Origin of the sequence: Brucella lupini, from assembly GCF_002252535.1 — a bacterium.
Classification (GTDB): domain Bacteria; phylum Pseudomonadota; class Alphaproteobacteria; order Rhizobiales; family Rhizobiaceae; genus Brucella; species Brucella anthropi.
Map to the genome: position 1 here is coordinate 206,685 of NZ_NNRN01000055.1, position 20,909 is coordinate 227,593.

A 20,909-nucleotide genomic window follows, 5' to 3' on the forward strand; every position below is an offset into this window, starting at 1 on the left:
TCATGTTCCGGGACCGCAACGAAGCAGGGCGAAAACTGGCCGGTGAGCTTGCCAAGCTTAAGCTTGTCGATCCAGTTGTACTGGCGCTGCCGCGCGGAGGCGTTCCTGTTGCGGTCGAGATCGCCAATGCGCTGAAAGCGCCGCTCGACCTTATCATTGTCCGAAAGGTGGGCGCGCCGGGAAACCCCGAACTGGCGGTCGCTGCGATCGTCGACGGCAATCCACCCGATGTCGTCCTCAATCGAGAGATAGTGGAAGCTTACAACCTCGACGATTCCGAATTGCGGATGCTCGTCGATCGCGAACGCCCCGAGCTGGAGCGCCGCAGGATCACCTATCTCGGCGGGCGTGAGCCAGTACCAATGACAGACAAGATCGTGATCCTTGTCGATGACGGCGCGGCAACTGGAGCCACTATGAAGGTGGCCATCCGCGCGATCAAGCGGCGCTCGCCTCGTGAGATCATCGTTGCGCTTCCCGTGGCTCCGGCGGACACACTGGCGGAACTGGCAGGTGAGGCGCACACGGTTATCTGTCTCAGCAAACCGGCTCGCTTCTTCGCTCTAGGGTATCACTACCACGACTTTCCCCAAATATCGGAAGAGGAGGTCATCAGCCTTCTCAATAGTCACGCAACCGACAAGCCAGCGTCGGCGAACCAGCCCAAGCGACTTTCCTGACCGGAATGGCGGTCGCGGCTCTGAAATCACGTCTCGCTCAGCTAACGGAACGCGAGCGCCAAATCTTGGCGGCTGCGTGGCCGGCTTGCCAAACAGGACCATTGGCTACGATCTCGCAATCAGTCCTCGTACAGTCGAGATTTATTGCGCGAACATTATGTCCAAAAATGCAGGCTCGCAGCCTCCCCGAACTGGTGCGTATGACGATCTCGCTGGGTGTCGTAGGCTAAGTTGCAGCCACGTAAGCCGAATCGAATTCGTTAACATCGAGAGTGAAGTTGGATCGGTCCCAAAGCAGCATCCGCCGATGGCGGAGGATATGATTTTGATCGGGTCCAAACGGAGCAAGGTCATAGGGGCCCCCGATATGTTCGAACAACATATCATCCTTGTCGCTGTTCCCGGTGCAGGTTCAGGCATTCCATCCAATTTGCCCTCGCAAACGAACGATTCAGGACCTACGCCTACCGCTATAGCCTGTCAATGAATGTTCCATGAACCTCTTGGCCGCCAATGACGGCCAGGATTCAACCCATTTCCACTGGAGCTTTGACCGGGATCAAGGCCGATCGAGAAATGCTGGTGCAGATTCCTCCGGTAAGGCGGTCAATTGGAGTTCGCCCAGAACAGTGAGGTAAATGACAATGAACGACGGTACATTGAGACAAGACATTATCGATGAACTCGATTTCGAGCCCAGTATCGACGCCGCCGACATTGGCGTGGCAGTGGAGAATGGGGTCGTCACACTAACTGGGCATGTACCGACTTATGCCCAGAAGGCTACGATCGAGGATGTCGTGCGCCGGGTGAAGGGTGTGAAGGGCATAGCTGAGGAGATTGAAGTCCGGCCTCTCGGCGCCAATCACACGGCTGACGACGAGATCGCCAAACGTGCTATAAACACGATCAACTGGAACACGTCCGTGCCGGATAACGCAGTGCAGGTAAAGGTCCAGAAAGGATGGCTGACGCTCACCGGCATGGTCGAGTGGCAGTATCAGAAGACCGCCGCCTCCAACGCGGTGAGGGATCTTTCGGGCGTCGTCGGTGTCACAAACCGGATTGATATCAAGCAGCGCGCCTCTGCTTATGACGTGAAAAAGCGGATCGAGGATGCGCTGAGGCGCAACGCGGAAATCGAGGCGCAGTCGATCAGCGTCAACGTCCTGGATGGCGGCAAGGTCAGGCTGGAAGGCCGGGTGCACGCCTGGTCCGAGCGCAGCGCGGCAGAACGGGCGGCGTGGTCTGCAGCGGGCGTAAACACGGTCGAGGACCGCATCACTGTCGGTTGATGCGTGGGGTTCCCGCTCGTGCACGAAAACCTGTGAGGCGGCGGGTAAGCTCTCCGCCTCACGCTCTTTCAGGCATGTTTTGCGTGGAGGCTTCAATGAAAGCGATGGTGCTCAAGATGCCAGGAATGCCCCTGGTCATGGAGGAACGGCCCAACCAGGTGGCGGGGTGGGGGCAGATCATGCTGAAGATCGAAGCCTGTGCCGTCTGTCGCACGGACCTTCACGTTGTTGACGGCGAACTTGATCACCCCAAATTGCCGCTCGTGCCGGGACATGAGATCGTCGGCATCGTCGAGGCCGTCGGGCAGGGTGGCGATACTTCCAGGCTCGGTCGTCGCGTCGGCGTGCCTTGGCTTGGCCACACCTGCGGAGCCTGTCCCTATTGCCGGTCTGGCGCCGAGAACCTCTGCGATGCGCCGCTCTTTACCGGCTATACGCGCGATGGCGGCTTTGCGACTCATACGGTGGCCGATGCAAGCTTCGCCTTCGATCTCGACCCAGAAGCCGATCCAGTGGCCTTGGCGCCCCTACTGTGCGCGGGGCTGATCGGCTGGCGCTCGCTCAGGAAGGTGGGGGACTGCAAGCGCATCGGCCTTTACGGCTTCGGCGCGGCCGCGCACATCATCGCTCAGATTTGTGTTTGGCAAGGGCGTGAAGTCTATGCCTTTACCCGCCCAGGCGATATGAAAGCGCAACGATTTGCGTCGAGCCTTGGCGCGGTTTGGTCAGCAGGATCAGATGAAGTGCCGCCGGTTGAGCTCGATGCCGCTATCATCTTTGCGCCTGTTGGCGAGCTCGTGCCAGCCGCATTGCGCGTCGTTCGCAAGGGGGGGCGTGTCGTCTGCGGCGGTATCCACATGAGCGACATTCCGTCCATGCCCTATGCGATCCTGTGGGAGGAACGTGAACTCCTCTCGGTCGCCAACCTGACGCGCAGGGATGCGGAGGAGTTCTTTCCAATAGCCCACGCCGCTCGGGTTAGGACCCATACCATCATCTATCCGCTCGAGGGCGCCAACGATGCCCTAACCGATCTCCGCTTGGGCAGTCTGAGCGGAGCGGCTGTGCTCGTGCCCTGAGGCCGACGAGAGCTATCGATGCGCCTCCGTTCTCTTCCACAGCCCTTGCGTGAAAGGAATTCTACAATAGCCCGCTTCACACAGCATCGCGAAAGCCGTCTTGTTGAAAGAACCGGCTGATTGAATGCAGCGCTTCTGAGAGCAAATAACGGCATCCTCTCGACGGTTGGCTTCATAGTCGGCCTTGCGGCTTCGGTCGCTTCTGCCAGCTGCATTCTTGTCGCCGGCATTGCTGCCTTATCGCGGGTTCGGTGTCCATAGCTGCTGGGGAATATGTTTCAGTCAGTTCGTAGGTCGATCCGAAGAAGGCCGGCATTCCCTTCGTAACCACACGCGGCACCAGTGGCCCTTGAGCGGGTATTGGCGAATCTACCCTTACCCGCCTCCGGACAGGCGAATGCAACGCCTAAACGCATCACCAGTTTCAGAAAGGCTTTCAACGAAGCGGGTATGGTTCCGAGCCAAAGCGGAAAGACAAAGACGATCTGCTTGGCAATCCGTGATCGCCTGCGCGGCGTTCTCAAGATTAACCGGCATGGGCCACTCCCCCGACTCCTCCATCATATGCAGAACAGGAAACTCGAGCGTCGCAGTATCGATGATCTTGAGACTATGCCCGACCGAGCGTGCGTCCTGCACAGGCGGTTCGCGTTCGGGTTAGGATGACCGAGAAAGACGAGAATTCAGCTGGGCATCGGGTTTCTCTCCGGCGGACGGTCCTTTTCAATGGCCATTGCGAAAACCATGGACTTGATTGCAGTCAAAGTCATAGCGGGCGGCTCGTCAACTGCAGAAGCCGTGAAATCCAGGAGGAAGGTTGGAACATGGTCCAGGAGGATCAACAGGGTGACCAGCCTAGCGCGGTTCAGCGTTGCCACTCGTCAGGTACGCTTTGTTGCTTGCCGGCGCTCTCGGACGAAGAACCAGTGTTTGGCTGCTTCCGATGCGGCCAGATAAGCAAGCGTGATGATGACCAACCCGCCGACGACAGTGACCGGCAGCGGTGCGAAGCCCAACCAGTCCGCGCCTGGCAAATAAGGGATGGCGATGGCAAAAAGGGCGAGGACCAGCGTGAGCCATGAAAGCAGCGCGCCTGGGCGGCTTCGCCAGAAGGCTTTGCGGGTTCGCACGATTAGCACAATGGCGAGTTCTGTAATCAGGGATTCGACGAACCAGGCGGTCTGGAATATCTGCGCGGTCGCGTTTGCCACCAGGAGCAGAAAGGCGAAGGTCACGAAATCGAATGCCGAGCTGACAAGACCGAAGGTGACCATGAAGCGACGAACGTACCCGATATCCCAGTGGTGCGGCTTGCGGACCTGATCTGGATCGACATTATCGGTTGCGAGCGCCAGCGAAGGAACGTCGGACAGGAAGTTGTTGAGAAGAATTTGTGGGGCCAGCAGTGGCAGGAAGGGCAAGGTGATCGAGGCAATTGCCATGGAGACCATGTTACCGAAATTGGCGCTGGTGGTGATGGCGATATACTTCATCGTGTTGGCGAATGTTTTGCGTCCATCGTCCACCCCGCGCAGCAGCACGCCAAGGTCGCGTTTGAGCAGGATCATGTCGGCGGCCTCGCGCGCCACGTCTACGGCGCTGTCCACTGAAATGCCGATATCGGCTTCGTGCAGCGCCGGAGCATCGTTAATGCCGTCCCCAAGATAACCTACGACATGGCCGCGTTTGCGGAGCGCGCCGATGATGCGTTCCTTCTGGTTCGGGTCGATTTCGGCGAAAATGTCGGTGCGGGCGACGCGACCGAACAAGGCCTCCTTGGTCAATTTGCTCAGTTCCGTACCTGTCAGTATCTGCCGATAGGGCAGGCCGATGGATGCGGCCAGATGCGCGGCGGCATAGCGGTTGTCGCCGGTGACGACCTTCACCTTGATGCCGCGCGCCGCGAGTGCCTTTAGTGTTTCTGCCATGCCCGGTTTTGGCGGATCGAGGAAGAGTAGGAAGCCGGCGAAGGCCAAGCCGGTCTCGTCTTCACGAAGGTATGCGTCCTGTCGCGAAAAGCGGCGCATCGCGAGAGCGAGCACACGATAGCCCTGCATGCTCCATCCGCGCAACCTGTCGTTGATTTCCCTGACCTGCGCTTCGTCCAGCGGCAGGGTCGAGGTCGCATTGATGATCGACGTGCAGGCCTCGACGACGTTCTGGACGGCCCCCTTGCAGATCATTAGATCCTCTGCCTGGTTCGACTGGCGTATGACCACCGATAGCCTCTTGCGGACGAAGTCGTACGGTATCTCATCGACCTTGGAATATAGGCCAAGGTCGTCCCCTTCGCTTTTGCCGGCGGTTATCGCCTCGTCCAGCGGGTTCGCCAGTCCAGTCTGGAGCGAGGCATTGAGCAGCGCCCACAGACGCACCTGCGCGGAAGCCATCCCGTCGATCCCGACGCATGCGTCGAGATGAATGGCGCCCTCGGTCAGGGTGCCGGTCTTGTCAGTGCATAGAATATCCATGCTGCCGAGGTTCTCGATGGCGTCGAGGCGGCGCACGATAACGCCGCTCGCAGCCATGGCGCGCGCGCCGCGGGCAAGCGTCACGCTGATGATCGCCGGCAGTAGTTCCGGCGTTAGGCCAACCGCCAGCGCGAGGGAAAACAGCAGGGAGTCGACGGTCGACCTGTGCAGAAGCAGATTGACGAAAAAGACTAGGATCACGATCACCAGCATGATCTCTGTCATTAGGTAGCCGAAGCGACGGATCCCGCGTGCGAACTCGGTTTCTGGCACGCTGCGAGCGATTGTCGCGGCAATGGAGGCGAATTCCGTATGCTTGCCGGTATTTACCGCCACTATGGTGGCGGTGCCGCTGCGCACCGATGTGCCGCTGAAGACCGCATTGCTTCGCTGGCCGATCTGTGCATCCGGTGCAGAGACGCCGGGCGCCTTCACTACCGGAAACGTCTCGCCAGTCAGCGCGGACTCGCTGACGTTGAAGTCGCGTGCTTCCAGCAGGATACCGTCGGCCGGGATGAGGTTTCCTGCCGAAAGTCTGACGATGTCGCCCGGTATGATTTCCTCGACCGCAACCGACGCATCTTTCCCGTCGCGTACGACCAGCGCCTGGCGCGCGATACCCACCGTTAGTGCTTCCATGGCGCGAGACGCGCCATATTCCTGCGTGAAGGAAAGAACGCAGCTCGCGAGCACGATAACGGTGATGATTACAGCTTCGCTGCCTTCACCGACGAAGACCGAGACCACAGCGGCGAAGATAAGTATCAGGATGAGCGGGCTGCGGAACTGCCTTGCAAAACCGGTGACGGCCGATGCGCCGCCCTTGCGACCGATCGCGTTCGGACCGGTATCGTGCAGTCGAACCTTTGCCTCTTCGGAGGAAAGACCGGTATTCCGGGCCTGCAAATCCGAGAGAAGCCGCTCCGCCGGGATGGACCAATAGGCCGTCTTGGCTGCGGATTGCTGCAATGCTCGTCTTTCCTGCATGGGGCTCCCCAAGCGCCTGCATTGATACTCTCATTTTTGCGGATAGCGTGACGCAACCATCCAGAAGCGAAGATTGAATCCAGCTTAACTCGGCATGAAGCGATCGAGCCTGGTTTCGTCAAGCAGCGAGCGCGTTATGCCGCCGATGGCCCATTCCCGGAAACGGCTGTGCCCATAAGCTCCCGAAACCACCAGATCGGCATCGCTTCCATCAATAAAATTGAAGAGTTCGATGTATTCGTCCGGACCTTCGATCAGTTTGGGCTTCGCTTCAATGCCGTGTAAAGCCAGAAAGGCGACCACGTCGGTTGGACCGTCGCGAACGCAATCGTCGGCTTCTGGGACAACAGTGACCACGATCACCTCCTTGGCGGTTACCAGCAGCGGGATAGAGTCAGCCACAGCGCGCCTGGCCTCACGTGTGTCTTTCCAGGCAACGACGATCTTCTTCGCCTGCACATGTTCGGCCCTGTCGGCAACGACCAGCAAAGGGCGACCTGCACGCAACACGACATTGGCGGGATCGGCAACACGATAGGCATCTCCTGTCGAAGCTCCGTCGGATGCCGCCGTAACAATGAGATCGGCCGACCGCGATGCCTGGACGAGCGCATGGGTAGGGTTTTTCAGGCTCTCGCCATTCGGTTTTTATAGCGCCGGCGATCACCCGGTCATATTCCCTATGGACTTCCTTGAAGCGCTTTTCGATGTCGTTCCGCATCTGCTGCCATGTTTCCGCAGCGAGAGCTGCAGCCTCCGGTCCGACCATCGGCATCGGTGCGTCGGCGGAACAAATACCGATCAGCTTCGCTTCGTGGCATCGGGCAAGTCCTGTTGCCGCCTGCAGGATCGGTACAACGGGACCGTTGATGTCTATATTTACAAGAATGGGTTTGTAGCTCATTTGCGCGTCCTTCCTCAGGAATTCAGCTGTGCCGGAACAATACGAGATAAGGCAAGAATTGCCTTGACGTTGATCAATCCAATGCAGGCCATGTTGACTGTCCGCTGGCGGGAAGCATCTCGTCGGCCAAAATCAATGTGCCCCGGTTTCCGGCGACAATCTCCACCGCGTCCTCAAGCCTGCCGATTGCAGCGCGACGGTCAGAAGCATAGGTGAAATCCACCGCGGCTTCCACCTTGGGCTGCATCGATCCGGTCGCGAAGTCGTTTATCGAAAGATCGGACGCTTTCACATGGCCAAGCGCGCGTGCCTGTGGCGTGCCCCAGCCAACATAGACGGCGTCGACATCGGTCAACATGAGCAAAAATTCTGCCTTGAGCTGCCGTGCAAGGAGTGACGAGGCCAAATCCTTGTCGATGACCGCCTCAACGCCCGCGATGCTTCCATCGTTCAGTTCGATGACAGGAATGCCTCCACCGCCAGCGCAGATGACGATAACGCCTTGCTCGATCAGAAAAGCAAGCACCTGGGCCTCCAGGATCGCCAGCGGCTTTGGAGAGGCGACGACACGACGCCACTTGTCGTTGTCCTGCCCGATCTGCCAGCCGCGCTCAGCGGCGATCCTGCGGGCAGTCGCCTCATCATAGCTCGGGCCGATCGGCTTTGTTGGCTTGCCGAAAGCAGGATCGTCCGGATCGACTCTGACCTGCGTAAGCAGTGTGGCGAAGAGCTGCTCCTTCATGACATTGCCGAGTTCCTGCTGCAGGACGTAGCCGATCATGCCGGCGCTCTCGGCGTCAAGCACATCCAGCGGAAAGGACTGCTCTGATAAGGCTGCCGCCTGCAGCGCGAGCAGACCGACCTGCGGGCCGTTGCCGTGTGTGATCACCAACGAGTGCCCAGCGGCTACAAGCTCGGCGAGCACCGCAGCGGCACGCCTGATATTAGCGCGCTGGTTTTCGGCCGTCATCGGTTCGCCCCGCTTGAGCAGTGCGTTGCCGCCGAGCGCCACAACGATACGCATGTCAGCTGCCGATCGTGGCGACGAGGATCGCCTTGATCGAGTGCATGCGATTCTCAGCCTGATCAAAGACAATGGAGGCTTCGGATTCGAAGACAGCATCCTCGACCTCCATACAATTGATGCCGTATTGGCACTCAATGTCGGCTCCGACTTCTGTCTCTGTATCGTGGAAGGCAGGCAGGCAGTGCATGAACTTCGTATAAGGATTGCCGGTTGCTGCCATCAGTTCGCTCGTGATCCTGTAGGGTGTCAGCAACTCGATACGCTTGCGCCAGCCGCTTTCGTTCTCTCCCATGGAGAGCCATACGTCGGTGTAGATGAAATCTACGCCTTCAATGCAGCCCTTGATGTCCTCGTCCAGCCTGAAGCGGCCACCACTGCGTTCAGCTATTCCTTTCACATGGGCGCAGAAACGGTCTTCAGGCCACAATTCCCGGGGGGATGCGATACGTATGTCCATGCCGATCTTGGCGGCGCCAATGGCAAGCGACTGGGCGACGTTATCGCGTCCTTCGCCGACGAAGGCAACCTTCATGTCCGACAGATGTTTGTGGGTGAACTCGCGCATCGTCATGAAATCGGCGAGGACCTGCGTGGGATGCGCCTCGTCTGTCAGCCCGTTGTAGACCGGCACGCCGGCATAGGCTGCCAGCAATTCGATCTGGTGCCCCCTGTACTCGATCGCATCGTACATGCGGCTGAGTACCCTTGCGGTGTCTTTCATTGATTCCTTATGGCCGATATGGCTGCCAGAAGGCCCGATATAGGTGACATTGGCTCCTTGGTCATATGCAGCGACCTCGAAGCCTGAACGGGTGCGGGTGGAATCTTTCTCGAAGATCAGCGCGATGTTCTTGCGTGATAGCCGCTGCACTTCCGTACCTGCCTGCTTCGCGGTCTTCAAATCCGCGGCAAGCCTGAGCAGATAGCGGATCTCCGCTCCGGAAAAATCGTCGAGCGTCAGCACGTTGCGGCCATGTAGGTTGAAGGGCATGTCAATTTTCTCCTTCCTCAGATTGGATCGCGTGCAATCGGACAGGTCATGCAATGACCGCCGCCACGGCCACGGCTGAGTTCGGCACCCTCGACAGTGACGACCTCGATTCCGGCGCGGCGCAGCAGTGTGTTGGTGTAGACGTTCCGGTCGTAGCCGATGACCACGCCAGGCTCGATGGCGATGACGTTGTTGCCGTCGTCCCATTGTTCGCGTTCGGACTCGTAGGAATCGCCGCCAGTCGCGACGATGCGCAGCGTCTTCAGTCCGAGAGCTTCCTTGACCACCTCGACGAAAGGTTTCGTCTCCTCGACGACGTCGACAGCGGCGGTGCCTTCGCCGGGTCTCAGCGAAAAAGCCCGCAGCCGCTCGACCACCGGGGGATACATCGTGACCAGATCGCGGTCACAGAAGGTAAAGATCGTATCGAGATGCATGAATGACCTGTCGCGCGGCATTAGCGCAGCGATCACCCGTGTCGCCTCGCCGGCGGCGAACAGGCTGCGGGCGAGCCCGCCGACAGCCTGCGGCGTGGTGCGCTCGCCCATACCGACCAGCACCAGGCCGCCACCCACCGGCATGACGTCTCCACCTTCCAAGCTAACGCCGGGGCCGGGATTGTCGGGGGACACAAAGGTCAGGCCGGCATCGCGAAAGCGCGGATGGAAGCGATAGACGGCTTCGACATTGGCCGCTTCCGGCTTGCGCACCGGCCAATACATGGCGTTGACCGACACCGAGCGATAGATCCAGCAGGAACTGTCGCGGGTGAAGAGCTGGTTGGGCAATGGTGGCAAAACGAAATCCTGCGGCAGTAGGGTCTTGCCCGTGAGCCCGCCCGGCTGGAACGGCAGTTCGGCGCGGGCGATGCCGCCCACAAGCAGCGAGGCAAGCTCGTCGGCAGGCATCTCGTCCAGCCATCCGCGCATTTCGTCGACCATGTCGTAGCCGACGACCGAATCGTCGACGCGGCGGTCAAGCAGCCAGTCGCGGGCTTCAGCGATCGCCATGGTCTCAGCCAGCAATTCGCCGAACAGATGCACTATGACCCCGCGCTCGCGAAGCGCGTCGACGAAGACATCGTGCTCCTGCCGCGCCCGTTTGACCCACAGCACATCATCGAACAGCAGCGCCTTGCAATTGTCGGGGGTGAGCCGACGCAGGCTGAGATCGGGCCGGTGAACGATCACCTCGCGCAGCCGACCGACTTCGGAATGAGCGCCAAGAGCAGTCATAGGATGTTCCTTTTTGAAAGAGCGGTTTGGCTCAGAGCGCACTGACCGCTCCCGTCCACATTTCATAAGCGGCGTAGAGACTGACCGCGACAAGAGCGGCGGCAAGGACGGCTTCGACCGGGTGGAAAATGCGCTGCCCATTTTCGCGACGGGCCCAGATGAAGAATATGATGCCTGGGGCGTAGAGGATTGCGCACATGAACAGGAATGAAAGGCCAGCGGCATAGACAAGCCAGAGGCCGTAGATCGTCGCCAACAGACCGAGGAGCATTGCGCCATTGCGGTTTTCTCCGACACCATAGCTTTCGCCGGTGAAAGCGAGCTTCGCGGCATAGGCGCCCGAGAAGATATATGGCACAAGGATAGCAACAGAGGCGATAGAGAAGAGTGCCTGATAAGTGCTCTGCGCGAACAGTGTGATGATCAGAAAGAGCTGGACCAGAATATTGGTGATGAGGAGCGACGTGGAGGGGACGCCGCGTTCGTTCTCGTGACCGAAAAATTTCGGCATGGTGCCGTCGTTGCCTGCCACATGTGGAACTTCGGCGGCGAGTAGCGTCCAGCTCAGGAATGCGCCGACTACCGAGACGACAAGCGCCAGGTTGATGACAATCGCCCCCCACGGACCGACGATGGCTTCCAGGACGCCCGCCATGGACGGGTTCTTGAGCGCGGCCAGTTCAGGCTGGCTGATGATTCCGAGAGACAATAGCGATACGAGCGCATAGAGTGCTAGACAAGCCGAAAAACCGAGCACGGTAGCTGTGGCGACGTCCTTGCGTCGTTCGGCCCGCGCTGAGAAGACGCTGGCGCCCTCGATGCCGATAAACACCCACAATGTCACCAGCATGGTGCTCTTCACCTGATTCATGATGGAGCCAAGGCTGGCATTGCCGAGTCCAGTGAAATCGGCGTTGAAGATGTCTACCTTGAAGGCCACGGCGACGATGCCGATGAAGAGCACGATGGGTGCGATCTTGGCCACGGTGACGGCCAGATTGATGATCGCCGCCTGCCGCACGCCGGCCATGACCAGGAAATGGATCACCCAAAGCAGGATGGATGCACCGACCACAGCCTGCCAGGTGTTGCCATCTCCGAAGGACGGGAAGAAATAGGACAGCGCGCTGAAGACGATCACAGCGTAGGAGACGTTACCGACCCAGGCGCTGATCCAGTAGCCCCAGGCGCTGTTGAAGCCAACGAAGGCACCGAAACCGGCCTTGGCATAGGCATAAGGTCCGGCGTCCAGTTCGGGTTTGCGGGTAGCGAGCGACTGATAGACGAAAACCAGCGCCAGCATGCCGACGGCAGTGATGCACCAACCGATGATGATGGCAAGCGGTCCGGCTCCGGCGGCCATGTTCTGCGGCAGGCTGAACACGCCCGAACCGACCATCGAGCCGATGACAAGGGCGGTCAACGCGCCCAGGCGCAGCTTGCCCTCTTTTGATGCTGGAAGAGAAGGTGCGGAAGCCGATGGAATATCTGTAGAGGCCATAGTGCATCTCCAAGAGTTTGGGGCCATTTGGTTGAAGAATGGGCCGGTTTCGCGCATTTGGCTTTGACGCGCGTCAAAACCTCCAAAAGGGGTCGAAAATCCCGTCAGGGCATCCCTGACTTGAAATGAATCACCTCGCCATCGACCGAGAAGGCGTCATAGCCCCGATGGTGTATAGTCTTTGGATCGACCTGCTTCGGGTCGATCCATGCCTCGACGACCTCCAGCACGAAGAGATTGTGTCTGTTCACCATCCTGGTATCGACGACCCGGCATTCGAAATTGGCGAAGCATTCGGCGATCAGCGGTGGCGAGACTTGCTCGGCCGGAAGCGGCGTCAATCCGAAGGTCGCGAACTTGTCGGTGTCGCGGCCCGAGCAGTTGCCGACCTTTACGGCTTTTTCGGCTAAGTCGACGCTCGGTATGGCGATCACGCATTCCTTCGTTGCGCGAAGCGCGATGAAGCTGAAATCGTTGCTGGACACGATGCAGGCGATGCGGGGTGGGGTGAACTCCATCATCATGTGCCACGACATGGTCATGACGTTCGGCTGACCCTTGTGACTGGTCGTCAGCAGGATGACCGGGCCGGGTTCAATCAGCTGATAGACCTTGGAAAGCGGCAATTTCTTCATCGACGGAACCTTGATGACTGCGAAAGGCGGAAGCGATCTTCCAATTGCGTAATTTTTTATCTGGCCCGCGGGCTGACGCATTGACCGGGGGCAAAGTTGCCAAACTTCCGTTGATGCAAGATAGCCGCAAATTCGAAGGCGGCATCTGCCGCGAACCAAGGAGAAATCGGATGAAAGCTCTCGTATAGGAAGGGCCGGGGACAGAAGTCGCTGGAAGAACTGCTCATACCGAAGATCGAAGCCGCGACCCATGCGATCGTGAAGGTGACCAGGATCACCATCTGCGGCATCGACCTACACATCCACAAAGGTGGTGTGCCGACCTGCACGTCAGACCGCATCCTCGGCCATGAAGTTGTTGGCATCTTGGAAGAGACAGGCGCCGACGTGATCAGCTGACACCAGCCTCTATCAGATACCCTACGGGGCGGATGAGGAAGCGTTGGTTATGCTGAGCGATATCCTGCCGACCGGCTTCGAATACGGTGTGCGGAATGGCAAGGTCCAGCCGGGTAGTACTATTGCCATCGTCGGTTCCGTGCCAATTGGGCTGGTGTCGCTGACAATGGCGCGGTTCTATCCACCGGCCCAGATCATCATGGTCGACCTCGACGAAAACCGCCTCGAGTAGCCAAGCTATTCTATAGCAACCAACCACAGCTGGCCGTTTCGTCGAACGCCAAGCAGTAAGATTTCGGTGGGACCGGTTGCAGCTTGCAAAAGCATTGATGGTGAACTGACGTCGTGCCGGTTGACGCTCACTATTACGTCGCCTGTCTGGATACCTGCTCCGGCGGCTTTTGAACCCTCATCAACAGAGACGACAAGTGAACCTCCGTTCGGATCTGCGGAAAATGCAACTCCTGTCAGAAAGCCTTCTCCAATAACCCTATTCGTTGCTTCCGCAGGCTCGGTTGACAGTTTATCTTCGCTCAAAGTCACGCCGATGGACATTTGTTGCCTTCCGCGCAACAAAGTAATTTTCACAGTTTGTCCTGGTGGGGCGAACCCCACAATATTTCGAAAGCCGGTTGCTCCAGTGACGGTCATTCCATCAACGGCAATGATAACATCCCCTGATGCAAGCCCGGCGAGGTCTGCGGTTGATCCTTTGGCCACTTCACTTATGACGGCTCCGTTTCTGACTTGCACATCAAGCGCTTTAGCAAGAATTGATGAAAGATTCTGAACCGTAACTCCAAGACGCCCGCGTCGTACGACACCCTCGCTTATGAGCCTTTCCATAACCGTCCTGACTATAGAAACAGGAATTGCGAAGCCGACGCCAACATTTCCGCCAGCTGGCGCGATTATCGCGCTGTTGACACCGATCAGCGCACCATCCATATCGACCAAAGCGCCGCCGGAATTCCCCGGGTTCAACGATGCATCCGTTTGAATGAAATTTTCATATGGTCCCAGCCCAAGCTCGTCGCGCCCGAGCGCGCTGACAATGCCAAGCGTGACCGTAGGCCCCAGATCAAATGGATTGCCCACGGCGACAACGTAGTCACCAACCTCAAGTTTTGCAGAATCGCCGAAGGTTATCTCAACGAGGTTAGTGGATCTTACTTTTAGTACTGAAATATCGGTTTCCGGGTCGCTTCCGACAACCGTAGCACGCAGTTCCTCTCCTGTCGGGAGCACTACCATCAGATCTGCAGCGGCTGCGATAACGTGGTAGGTCGTTATGATATAGCCACGGTGGGCATCTACCACAATTCCAGATCCAGAAAGCTCGAATCCAGGATGCTCAGCCAATGGAGCGGTCTCTCCGGCTTCGGGTTCACGTGCATTCGGCGGTATCTGCGGCGACGCGACTTCATCTTCGCCTCTTGCTTTAACACGCAAGGTGACGACAGATGGGATGACCTTTTTTGCGATTGGCGCGATCGTTTCGCGAACTTCAGCCGGAGCATTTCCAATGAAGACCAGAAAGAATGACGCCAATAACAGGCACAGTTTGTTGCAACTCATCTTTAACTCCCGGACTAACATGCTCGCGGTTTCGCGGGGGGGGCATGAAAATCACTCCCGCCTATGTAGCAAGTTAACTAAATGAACTGGGAGTGAGGCCCTGTGCGCTTTTAACGTGGCCATTATTGCAGAAGATTCTCGAGTGTGCGTTGATATGCGTCAACTCTCATTGTTGCAGGGGGTAGGCCTAAGCGGTGACCTGAGGTGTCAGTAAGCCCTCTTGGGTGGTTAAGGAAATGTCTGAAATGGACGAAGAAAGCATATGCTGAGGTCAGTGCGGACGGTAACTATGGAGCCATAAAGACGTTTCATGATTTTGGAAAATGCAAGGTGCTCAATATTATAAGTATAAGAAAATTTAGATCGCCTATAAGGCCGGATCTTGCATAGATAGTTGAGTTGTTCGCATAATTTTACATACGGATCTTATTGATAATATACGCATTATGGGAAAATTATTCTGTACGCAGCAATAGGTATATAAGGACTGCAATGACCAGATATACTAAAAACAGTATGGCAATCAGGTTCGGTTTCATTGCTTTCTCCAAAAGCAGCAACGTATCCAGTCATTAAGTTTGTATTAAAGTTAAGCTCATTGGGGGTAGTTCAAGCTTTTATTTTAAACGCTTCTCTCTGGCCGATAACGAACACGGTAGTGATCCTGAGATGATTAATGCCGTTCGTCTCGATTTCCAGTTTAAAGCGCTGGGGGGTCAGATTATCTATGGGCTACTGATGGTCGTCCCCCGCAGGGCCCTTGCGAATGTGATTCTTCGTTTTATGCAGCGTTCGGCGAGATCCGATTCATCTGTCGCACCAAGGATATGTTTGAAGACTCCCATTCCACATTTATTGACGTAGGGTTGTCCAATACCGCTTCATGGAAGATTTTGATTGGGCTGGATTAGCTGCATCAAGGCTTTTCAACCCGCGCGACCCTATAGGTGTGGTTCTTGCCAGGGGCGTTTATTGCAACATACTCTCCAATGGTAAAGGATTCCGCGCCCAGCCGAAAGCCAACTTCATCGTCCTGTTCACCTTCTTTAAAATCAATGTACCATTGATCGACAGGTCTGTACTTTAACAGGCCAACTTTTACTGTGCCATGTTGGTTGAAGTAGCGTACTCGGCAAAGCTCTTGATGCGACTTCCACTGTCTGAAGTCCAGGCGACCGTTACTATCGAGCGGAATAAGAAGATCGATACCTTCTCGTGAAGCGCCTTCTGGATGATCTTTCTCACGTGCGAGGAGTAATCTAACATGCCGAAAGCTTGATGTAATTTCGTTTAATGCTGCCATGAGTCTCTCCCTTCACTACCAAGTATATAGATGGAGGTGACCCACGCTTTGATATAGATCAAAATCCTCACAGTGAAGTCGCGCGGAGAGGCCTGTGAAGCAGGACTGTATGAGAGAAGAGCCATTTGATATCGTTTGGTAAGAGCTGGTTCGTTTTTTCAATGAACAGCAGTGGTGCGACTTTCCGGGAAGATTGGCGGGCTTCACTCTTCCTCTTCAGTCAATCTGTTGGTTGTGCTCCCCGCTAAAGCAGGTCCGGCAGATGGTTTGAGGTGAGTATATAGATTTTGCTGCGTTAATTGGTTGAATATTGCGGTTGCAATGCGTCTTTGGCCTATGGGAGAATGCGATTTAGTAGCACTCAGATTATTGTATATTCTAATTACCTGAAGAGCTAATTCAGTAGGCCGGTCGGCACTCATGCTCTCCGGAACAACGTGCGTTGCATCGCGGACAAGCTTCCGTAGTAAAATTATTTCTTCTCTCGTGTAGTAATTGCCATTTAGGTTGTTATCAAGCGTCATATCAATCCTCATCTAGTAAAATTAATATCGTTAGTGCTATTGTTAATCAAGAGTGGCGAAAACAATTGTTATTTAGAATTATTCAATTTTAGTTTTCATAATTATATTAAACCTCGGTAAACGATATTATATATATTTATAAAGACGAAATTACATTCCTTCGATTTGTGTATGCTTTTCCAGAACGTATCCTGTCCAACCTTTATTCTTGTAGCTTGGGACTATTCCATTTCGCATTGACCCACATCAAAATTCGCGAATGTTTTCATGATGCTAACCCTGAGCCGCAATACCACTGTCACCTTTTCGAACCTTGATGGATTATCAGTTGTGAAAAGGGTTGGCACATCCGCTCACACGCGAAAAAATAACCTGAGGAGATTGAAGAGTAGTGCCTCGCAATTCAGACTTCTGTTGCTTCCCGACCCGTCAAATGGTCAACAAATATCCTGAAAAAAATATGATCGGAGCAATGGGCTATTGGACGGGCCTCGGGCTTGAGCGCTCCGGGTTCCCACCAGTCAAAGTGTTTACTCAGTATTTGCCAAGCATGTTGCTGCTCGGCCTCATGTTCCTCGTCATTTGCAATTTCCTGGTAGCGCCCTTCAACTAATACGCTTCTCCATTCTCTGCCTTGCATCCACTGCTCGATGACCACTGAGATATAAGGATTGACACGCATAAGATCAATTTTCCTCCCCGGCAGCGAGAAAGCGTACAAATGATTGCCGGAATATGCGAAATAGATCGGAACAAGATAAGGCTTTTTTCCCGCCATACATGCCAGGTGTGCAAGCCGACCAGTACTCAAAATGTGACAGCATTCTCCGTAGGTTAATGTGCGAATATGCATCGAAGGCTCCATTGCCGATCGTTCATCAGCGGCGACAATAATCAGTTTGGGTCCTTTCAAGTGGTATCGCATTGCCGTAGGTCAAATTCGCGCTAGGAAGATCCCAGTTCTTCAGAATTGACCTGTGTCAAAGAATGTCTTTTTCAAATGATGTCTTTAGTGGTGAGCCGAGCAAGTTGTGGATTTCCTCCTGCGGGCTTACTTTTGGTTCTGGGACAAGTTTCCTCGTTGGGCCAGCGACTTGTTGGCTACATCAACTGTTTGGCACTGAACACGGTAACAACTTAGCTAAAAGCCAAAAATGGAGAGAAGAAATGGTTGACGATACGAAGCGCTTGCCTGTCACGAAGCCTTCAGTCCCTGCCACATCGGAAGCATGGTCGCCATTGGAAAGAATGCGGGATGAAATTGATCGGTTGTTTGATAGTTTCTCTCTTTTTGACCTGCGATTCCCACAGCGCCGGCCTGGACTATTGTCTGCTTACAAAGCAGCCTCGACGTGGGAATTAGCCCCGGCCATGAATGTTGTCGAGAAAGCAGACAGTTACGAAATAACTGCTGAACTTCCAGGGCTTTCTGAGAATGACATCGAAGTGAAGCTATCCAATCATAGTCTCGTTATAAAGGGTGAGAAAAGCGAGGAGGAGAAAGATCAGGGAACAGACTATTATTTGTCTGAACGGCGATTTGGCTCGTTCCGCCGCAATTTCCAGTTACCTGAAGATATCGACGCCCCCAAAGTCGAGGCTACCTTTTCCAAAGGCATTCTGACCGTCAAACTGCCAAAGACAGCTAAGGCAAAAACAGCAGAGAAGACAATCGCGATCAAGGCTGCATAGCTAACGCAGATCGGCGCCGCAGGCGGTCGCCGAGCACTTTCTGTCGCTTCGGAGGAGGCAGATATGGCTGGTACCTCAATTTCCACGTTGACACATTCGGCGCAGCAGGCTCAGGAATGGGTAAATGAACTAGGCTTGGACTTGTCCTGGAGTCATCCGCGTGCCTACCGGTTGCTACGCTGTGTTCTACACCAAATTCGTGATTGGCTACCACAGGAGGAAATGGCAGATCTGTCTGCACAGTTGCCTACGCTTATACGAGGTATTTATTTCGAGGGCTGGGATCCGCTAGTGACCCCCGTCTGGGAACGGTCGAAAGATGCGTTTCTCGGGAGTGTACAAGAAACCTTAACCAACGAAGATACGGCAGATTGCGAAACAGCTGTCGCTGCGGTTTTCAAACTATTGGATCGCCATATATCTCACGGCGAGATTGTTCAAGTGCGAGGTTCAATGAAGAAATCGCTACGGGAACTCTGGCCCTCGGATTAATCGATGTTGTTCCAAGGGAAAGCTCAACAGAGAATTCGAAAACGCTAACCTGCCTTTCACATCCTCCTCCGGAAATCGTCGCTTGTTTGTTTGCCAATTGATTGTTGGGCTAGGTATCGACCGCAAAGAGAAAGCTGCTTTCCATATAACAGTTGTGCTCCGCGTCGTGAATGATTTGAAGAAATGTTGATTTAAGACGTAAGCATCCGGCAAAAAGGCGCGAGAATACTTTAACGGAGCCCGTGTTAGTAAATCTGTTCTTAGCAGTGTTGCGTCGGCCAGTATGCCTGCAGCTTTAACTCAGCAACTTAATCAGCGTTTTCGTCACACTTGAAGCGCAAATATCCAGATTAACGGGATTACTATACCATGAAAAAGAAACACTGGGTACTTATCGCGGATGGAGCAAGAGCTCGTATTCTTAGATTGGATGCAAAAAAGAATGATGAGCAGCGAAACGTTCGTGTTTTTGACATCACTCACAAGCGACTTCAAGAGATAATGTCAGATAAACCCGGTCGCAGCTTCGCATCGCAGGGCACACGGCGTTCCGCATTGGAGTATTCATCGGATCCCGAAAGACAACAGGAGGAACATTTTGCCGAAATTTTGATAAAGGAACTGGAACGGAGGTTTTCTGAGCACGAATTCGTAAGGCTGACTGTAATTGCAGAACCTCGCATGTTAGGTTCACTACGTCAGAGGATGACGCCGGATCTGAAGCAAGCGGTAGTAGCGGAGATTGCAAAGGATCTGACAAAGACACCATCCGACGATCTCGAAGCAGTTCTGGGGGAATTGAACATACGATGAATAACACATCAATGAATAATGAAATTTGCATATCAACGAAATATTGTTGTCATTTTTGTCTAGTTCCAAATTTTTACTATAATTGAAAATTTATGATAAATATTGACAATATAGATTCCAATAAGTGCGTTTAATTTTTGGAGCCGTTTTTACACGATTTTCTGCTTGAATTAGTTTCAGGGCGATTGGGGCGAGCCGATAGATTACCCGACCCCAATCCTGATCGCTTTCGTTCAGTTTTAATCACTTAATGAAATCGGAACTATTTTGCCTACGAAGCTTGCCAGCCAACTGATTGTTTTCTCCCTGTTTCTACTATGGAACTGGTCACATAAGTGCGGGCTATGAGCGCGACACAGGTATCAGAGGCCAAAGGGAAACATTTCATCCTCACCCCCAACTGAGGTTGTCGACAGGGGTGTGATTGCATGTGTTTCATCGAACCAGACAAAGGCATCGTACTGATTCGCCAATGAAGCATAACTGTAGTGGCTCCAGCGTTCTGTTTCTGGCCGATATATCACGCCAATATATCGCTCAAGTCGGGGTTTGGACAACGCTTGACGAACCTCATCGTGTCGTCCGGCTCTAAGGTCGAGTAGAAAGCGTTCAGATCCCACGTCGTGCAACAACGATTCATAGCTGTCGGAGAGGGAAGGGCGAATCTGTTTGCGCTCCATTGGGGCATTCCAGTCTGACGCTGCTGCAACCGTCCCGGTATGTGTGCCAAAGCCGATAAGCACGGCACTTCTTCCGTAGGCCTGTCTGCATAACTGCCCAAGGTTCAGCTCGCTTCTTTCCTTGCCCATATCAGTGAACCGGGCATCACCAATATGAGAATTATGCGCCCAGACAACAGCCTTAGAAGTCGGTCCAGACTGCGTCATAATATTTTGCAGCGTATTGAACATATGTTGGTCCCGGAGGTTCCAGGATTCATGTGCGCCGTAATACATGGCGCGATAGTAACGTTCAGCGCTGGCAACCAGACGGGCATTCTGTTTCGCTTCGAAGAAATCGAAGCCATCCATTTTGCAGTATTCAAGCTCCTTTTCCAGAAGATCAACCAGCATCCGGATTACAGGCTTCTCGCACAATGCATATCCCTGGGAAAGAGATGCTCGACCATACGCCGATGGCTCCTGCGACCACGAGGAGATGCATGCGTAACGGTTTCGAGCCCGGATAGCGGCGTCTTTGTCCACACGATCGAGGTAGGATACTACCTCGCCAATCGAGGCCGTCATATTGTAAAGATCCAGTCTGTTGATTGCCACTGAGAACTGACCCGGCGTTTCCACCG

The 20,909-nt window shown here is 55.0% G+C and carries 21 protein-coding genes and 1 pseudogene; 9 read left to right on the forward strand and 13 right to left on the reverse strand.

What is annotated here, in order from left to right; genetic code table 11:
• The first annotated feature begins 2 nt into the window (after window positions 1–2).
• The 4 genes and pseudogenes from CES86_RS20695 (at window position 3) to CES86_RS20710 (ending at window position 3,054) form a co-directional block, all read left to right on the forward strand.
• Window positions 3–680 (forward strand): phosphoribosyltransferase, encoded by a 678-nt coding sequence (locus tag CES86_RS20695; protein WP_094515240.1) that lies wholly within the window; start codon window positions 3–5, stop codon window positions 678–680.
• Window positions 681–700: 20 nt separating this feature from the next.
• Window positions 701–910, forward strand: a pseudogene (locus CES86_RS27605) (LuxR C-terminal-related transcriptional regulator); the annotation flags it as partial.
• 414 nt (window positions 911–1,324) lie between these two features.
• A complete protein-coding gene (locus CES86_RS20705) occupies window positions 1,325–1,975 on the forward strand; it encodes a BON domain-containing protein (RefSeq protein ID WP_094515241.1) in 651 nt (216 codons plus the stop codon).
• A gap of 95 nt (window positions 1,976–2,070) precedes the next feature.
• A complete protein-coding gene (locus tag CES86_RS20710) occupies window positions 2,071–3,054 on the forward strand; it encodes a zinc-dependent alcohol dehydrogenase family protein (RefSeq protein ID WP_094515242.1) in 984 nt (327 codons plus the stop codon).
• Window positions 3,055–3,332: 278 nt separating this feature from the next.
• Here the strand turns inward: CES86_RS20710 and CES86_RS20715 are convergent, their stop codons facing one another.
• From CES86_RS20715 to CES86_RS20755, 8 genes are all read right to left on the reverse strand, one after another.
• On the reverse strand, window positions 3,333–3,578 hold the full coding sequence (locus CES86_RS20715; protein WP_255411959.1) for an NAD(P)H-dependent oxidoreductase: 246 nt from the start codon (window positions 3,576–3,578) through the stop codon (window positions 3,333–3,335).
• A 357-nt stretch (window positions 3,579–3,935) separates the two neighbouring features.
• Window positions 3,936–6,512, reverse strand: coding sequence for a magnesium-translocating P-type ATPase (mgtA, locus tag CES86_RS20725; RefSeq protein WP_094515245.1), 2,577 nt, complete (start codon window positions 6,510–6,512; stop codon window positions 3,936–3,938).
• Between the two features lie 84 nt (window positions 6,513–6,596).
• Entirely contained in the window at window positions 6,597–7,019 is a 423-nt protein-coding gene (locus tag CES86_RS27955; protein ID WP_235819965.1) for a universal stress protein, read from the reverse strand.
• 470 nt (window positions 7,020–7,489) lie between these two features.
• On the reverse strand, window positions 7,490–8,440 hold the full coding sequence (arcC, locus tag CES86_RS20735) for a carbamate kinase (RefSeq protein WP_094515246.1): 951 nt from the start codon (window positions 8,438–8,440) through the stop codon (window positions 7,490–7,492).
• Window position 8,441: 1 nt separating this feature from the next.
• Window positions 8,442–9,434 (reverse strand): ornithine carbamoyltransferase, encoded by a 993-nt coding sequence (argF, locus tag CES86_RS20740; protein WP_094515247.1) that lies wholly within the window; start codon window positions 9,432–9,434, stop codon window positions 8,442–8,444.
• A 17-nt stretch (window positions 9,435–9,451) separates the two neighbouring features.
• On the reverse strand, window positions 9,452–10,669 hold the full coding sequence (locus CES86_RS20745) for an arginine deiminase (protein WP_094515248.1): 1,218 nt from the start codon (window positions 10,667–10,669) through the stop codon (window positions 9,452–9,454).
• A 31-nt stretch (window positions 10,670–10,700) separates the two neighbouring features.
• A complete protein-coding gene (arcD, locus tag CES86_RS20750; protein WP_094515249.1) occupies window positions 10,701–12,170 on the reverse strand; it encodes an arginine-ornithine antiporter in 1,470 nt (489 codons plus the stop codon).
• A 104-nt stretch (window positions 12,171–12,274) separates the two neighbouring features.
• The gene (locus CES86_RS20755; protein WP_094515275.1) at window positions 12,275–12,805 is read right to left on the reverse strand and encodes a flavin reductase family protein; all 531 of its coding nucleotides are present in this window, start codon (window positions 12,803–12,805) and stop codon (window positions 12,275–12,277) included.
• Between the two features lie 258 nt (window positions 12,806–13,063).
• Here CES86_RS20755 and CES86_RS27960 point away from each other — a divergent pair, with 258 nt between their 5' ends.
• Together CES86_RS27960 and CES86_RS27965 are read left to right on the forward strand one after the other, a co-directional pair.
• Entirely contained in the window at window positions 13,064–13,204 is a 141-nt protein-coding gene (locus CES86_RS27960) for an alcohol dehydrogenase catalytic domain-containing protein (RefSeq protein WP_235819966.1), read from the forward strand.
• A gap of 49 nt (window positions 13,205–13,253) precedes the next feature.
• Window positions 13,254–13,436 carry a hypothetical protein gene (locus CES86_RS27965; RefSeq protein WP_235819967.1) on the forward strand — a complete coding sequence of 61 codons (183 nt, stop codon included), beginning with the start codon at window positions 13,254–13,256 and terminating at the stop codon, window positions 13,434–13,436.
• Window positions 13,437–13,441: 5 nt separating this feature from the next.
• Here the strand turns inward: CES86_RS27965 and CES86_RS20765 are convergent, their stop codons facing one another.
• The 4 genes from CES86_RS20765 to CES86_RS20780 form a co-directional block, all read right to left on the reverse strand.
• The gene (locus CES86_RS20765) at window positions 13,442–14,782 is read right to left on the reverse strand and encodes a trypsin-like peptidase domain-containing protein (protein WP_166942599.1); all 1,341 of its coding nucleotides are present in this window, start codon (window positions 14,780–14,782) and stop codon (window positions 13,442–13,444) included.
• A gap of 916 nt (window positions 14,783–15,698) precedes the next feature.
• Window positions 15,699–16,085, reverse strand: coding sequence for a hypothetical protein (locus CES86_RS20770; protein ID WP_094515251.1), 387 nt, complete (start codon window positions 16,083–16,085; stop codon window positions 15,699–15,701).
• Between the two features lie 203 nt (window positions 16,086–16,288).
• Window positions 16,289–16,609 carry a hypothetical protein gene (locus CES86_RS20775; RefSeq protein WP_094515252.1) on the reverse strand — a complete coding sequence of 107 codons (321 nt, stop codon included), beginning with the start codon at window positions 16,607–16,609 and terminating at the stop codon, window positions 16,289–16,291.
• Between the two features lie 403 nt (window positions 16,610–17,012).
• A complete protein-coding gene (locus tag CES86_RS20780) occupies window positions 17,013–17,462 on the reverse strand; it encodes a pyridoxamine 5'-phosphate oxidase family protein (RefSeq protein WP_094515276.1) in 450 nt (149 codons plus the stop codon).
• A 314-nt stretch (window positions 17,463–17,776) separates the two neighbouring features.
• Here CES86_RS20780 and CES86_RS20785 point away from each other — a divergent pair, with 314 nt between their 5' ends.
• The 3 genes from CES86_RS20785 (at window position 17,777) to CES86_RS20795 (ending at window position 19,606) form a co-directional block, all read left to right on the forward strand.
• Complete coding sequence (locus CES86_RS20785) at window positions 17,777–18,301, forward strand: Hsp20/alpha crystallin family protein (RefSeq protein ID WP_094515253.1); 525 nt, start codon at window positions 17,777–17,779, stop codon at window positions 18,299–18,301.
• Window positions 18,302–18,364: 63 nt separating this feature from the next.
• The gene (locus CES86_RS20790) at window positions 18,365–18,793 is read left to right on the forward strand and encodes a DUF2267 domain-containing protein (protein WP_094515254.1); all 429 of its coding nucleotides are present in this window, start codon (window positions 18,365–18,367) and stop codon (window positions 18,791–18,793) included.
• A gap of 369 nt (window positions 18,794–19,162) precedes the next feature.
• A complete protein-coding gene (locus tag CES86_RS20795; protein WP_094515255.1) occupies window positions 19,163–19,606 on the forward strand; it encodes a host attachment protein in 444 nt (147 codons plus the stop codon).
• A gap of 362 nt (window positions 19,607–19,968) precedes the next feature.
• On the opposite strand, the gene CES86_RS20800 is transcribed toward CES86_RS20795, so the two are convergent.
• Window positions 19,969–20,909, reverse strand: a 941-nt coding sequence (locus tag CES86_RS20800; protein ID WP_143851096.1) for an erythromycin esterase family protein, incomplete at its 5' end; no start/stop codon positions are given.

Coding starts and splice junctions, on each gene's coding strand:
- CES86_RS20695 (WP_094515240.1), top strand. CDS start 3: ATGTTCCGGGACCGCAACGAAGCAGGGCGAAAACTGGCCGGTGAGCTT.
- arcC (WP_094515246.1), bottom strand. CDS start 8,440: ATGCGTATCGTTGTGGCGCTCGGCGGCAACGCACTGCTCAAGCGGGGC.
- CES86_RS20785 (WP_094515253.1), top strand. CDS start 17,777: ATGGTTGACGATACGAAGCGCTTGCCTGTCACGAAGCCTTCAGTCCCT.
- argF (WP_094515247.1), bottom strand. CDS start 9,434: ATGCCCTTCAACCTACATGGCCGCAACGTGCTGACGCTCGACGATTTT.
- arcD (WP_094515249.1), bottom strand. CDS start 12,170: ATGGCCTCTACAGATATTCCATCGGCTTCCGCACCTTCTCTTCCAGCA.
- CES86_RS20755 (WP_094515275.1), bottom strand. CDS start 12,805: ATGAAGAAATTGCCGCTTTCCAAGGTCTATCAGCTGATTGAACCCGGC.
- CES86_RS20705 (WP_094515241.1), top strand. CDS start 1,325: ATGAACGACGGTACATTGAGACAAGACATTATCGATGAACTCGATTTC.
- CES86_RS27965 (WP_235819967.1), top strand. CDS start 13,254: ATGCTGAGCGATATCCTGCCGACCGGCTTCGAATACGGTGTGCGGAAT.
- CES86_RS20745 (WP_094515248.1), bottom strand. CDS start 10,669: ATGACTGCTCTTGGCGCTCATTCCGAAGTCGGTCGGCTGCGCGAGGTG.
- CES86_RS20770 (WP_094515251.1), bottom strand. CDS start 16,085: ATGGCAGCATTAAACGAAATTACATCAAGCTTTCGGCATGTTAGATTA.
- mgtA (WP_094515245.1), bottom strand. CDS start 6,512: ATGCAGGAAAGACGAGCATTGCAGCAATCCGCAGCCAAGACGGCCTAT.
- CES86_RS20710 (WP_094515242.1), top strand. CDS start 2,071: ATGAAAGCGATGGTGCTCAAGATGCCAGGAATGCCCCTGGTCATGGAG.
- CES86_RS20775 (WP_094515252.1), bottom strand. CDS start 16,609: ATGACGCTTGATAACAACCTAAATGGCAATTACTACACGAGAGAAGAA.
- CES86_RS20795 (WP_094515255.1), top strand. CDS start 19,163: ATGAAAAAGAAACACTGGGTACTTATCGCGGATGGAGCAAGAGCTCGT.
- CES86_RS20790 (WP_094515254.1), top strand. CDS start 18,365: ATGGCTGGTACCTCAATTTCCACGTTGACACATTCGGCGCAGCAGGCT.
- CES86_RS20780 (WP_094515276.1), bottom strand. CDS start 17,462: ATGCATATTCGCACATTAACCTACGGAGAATGCTGTCACATTTTGAGT.
- CES86_RS20765 (WP_166942599.1), bottom strand. CDS start 14,782: ATGAGTTGCAACAAACTGTGCCTGTTATTGGCGTCATTCTTTCTGGTC.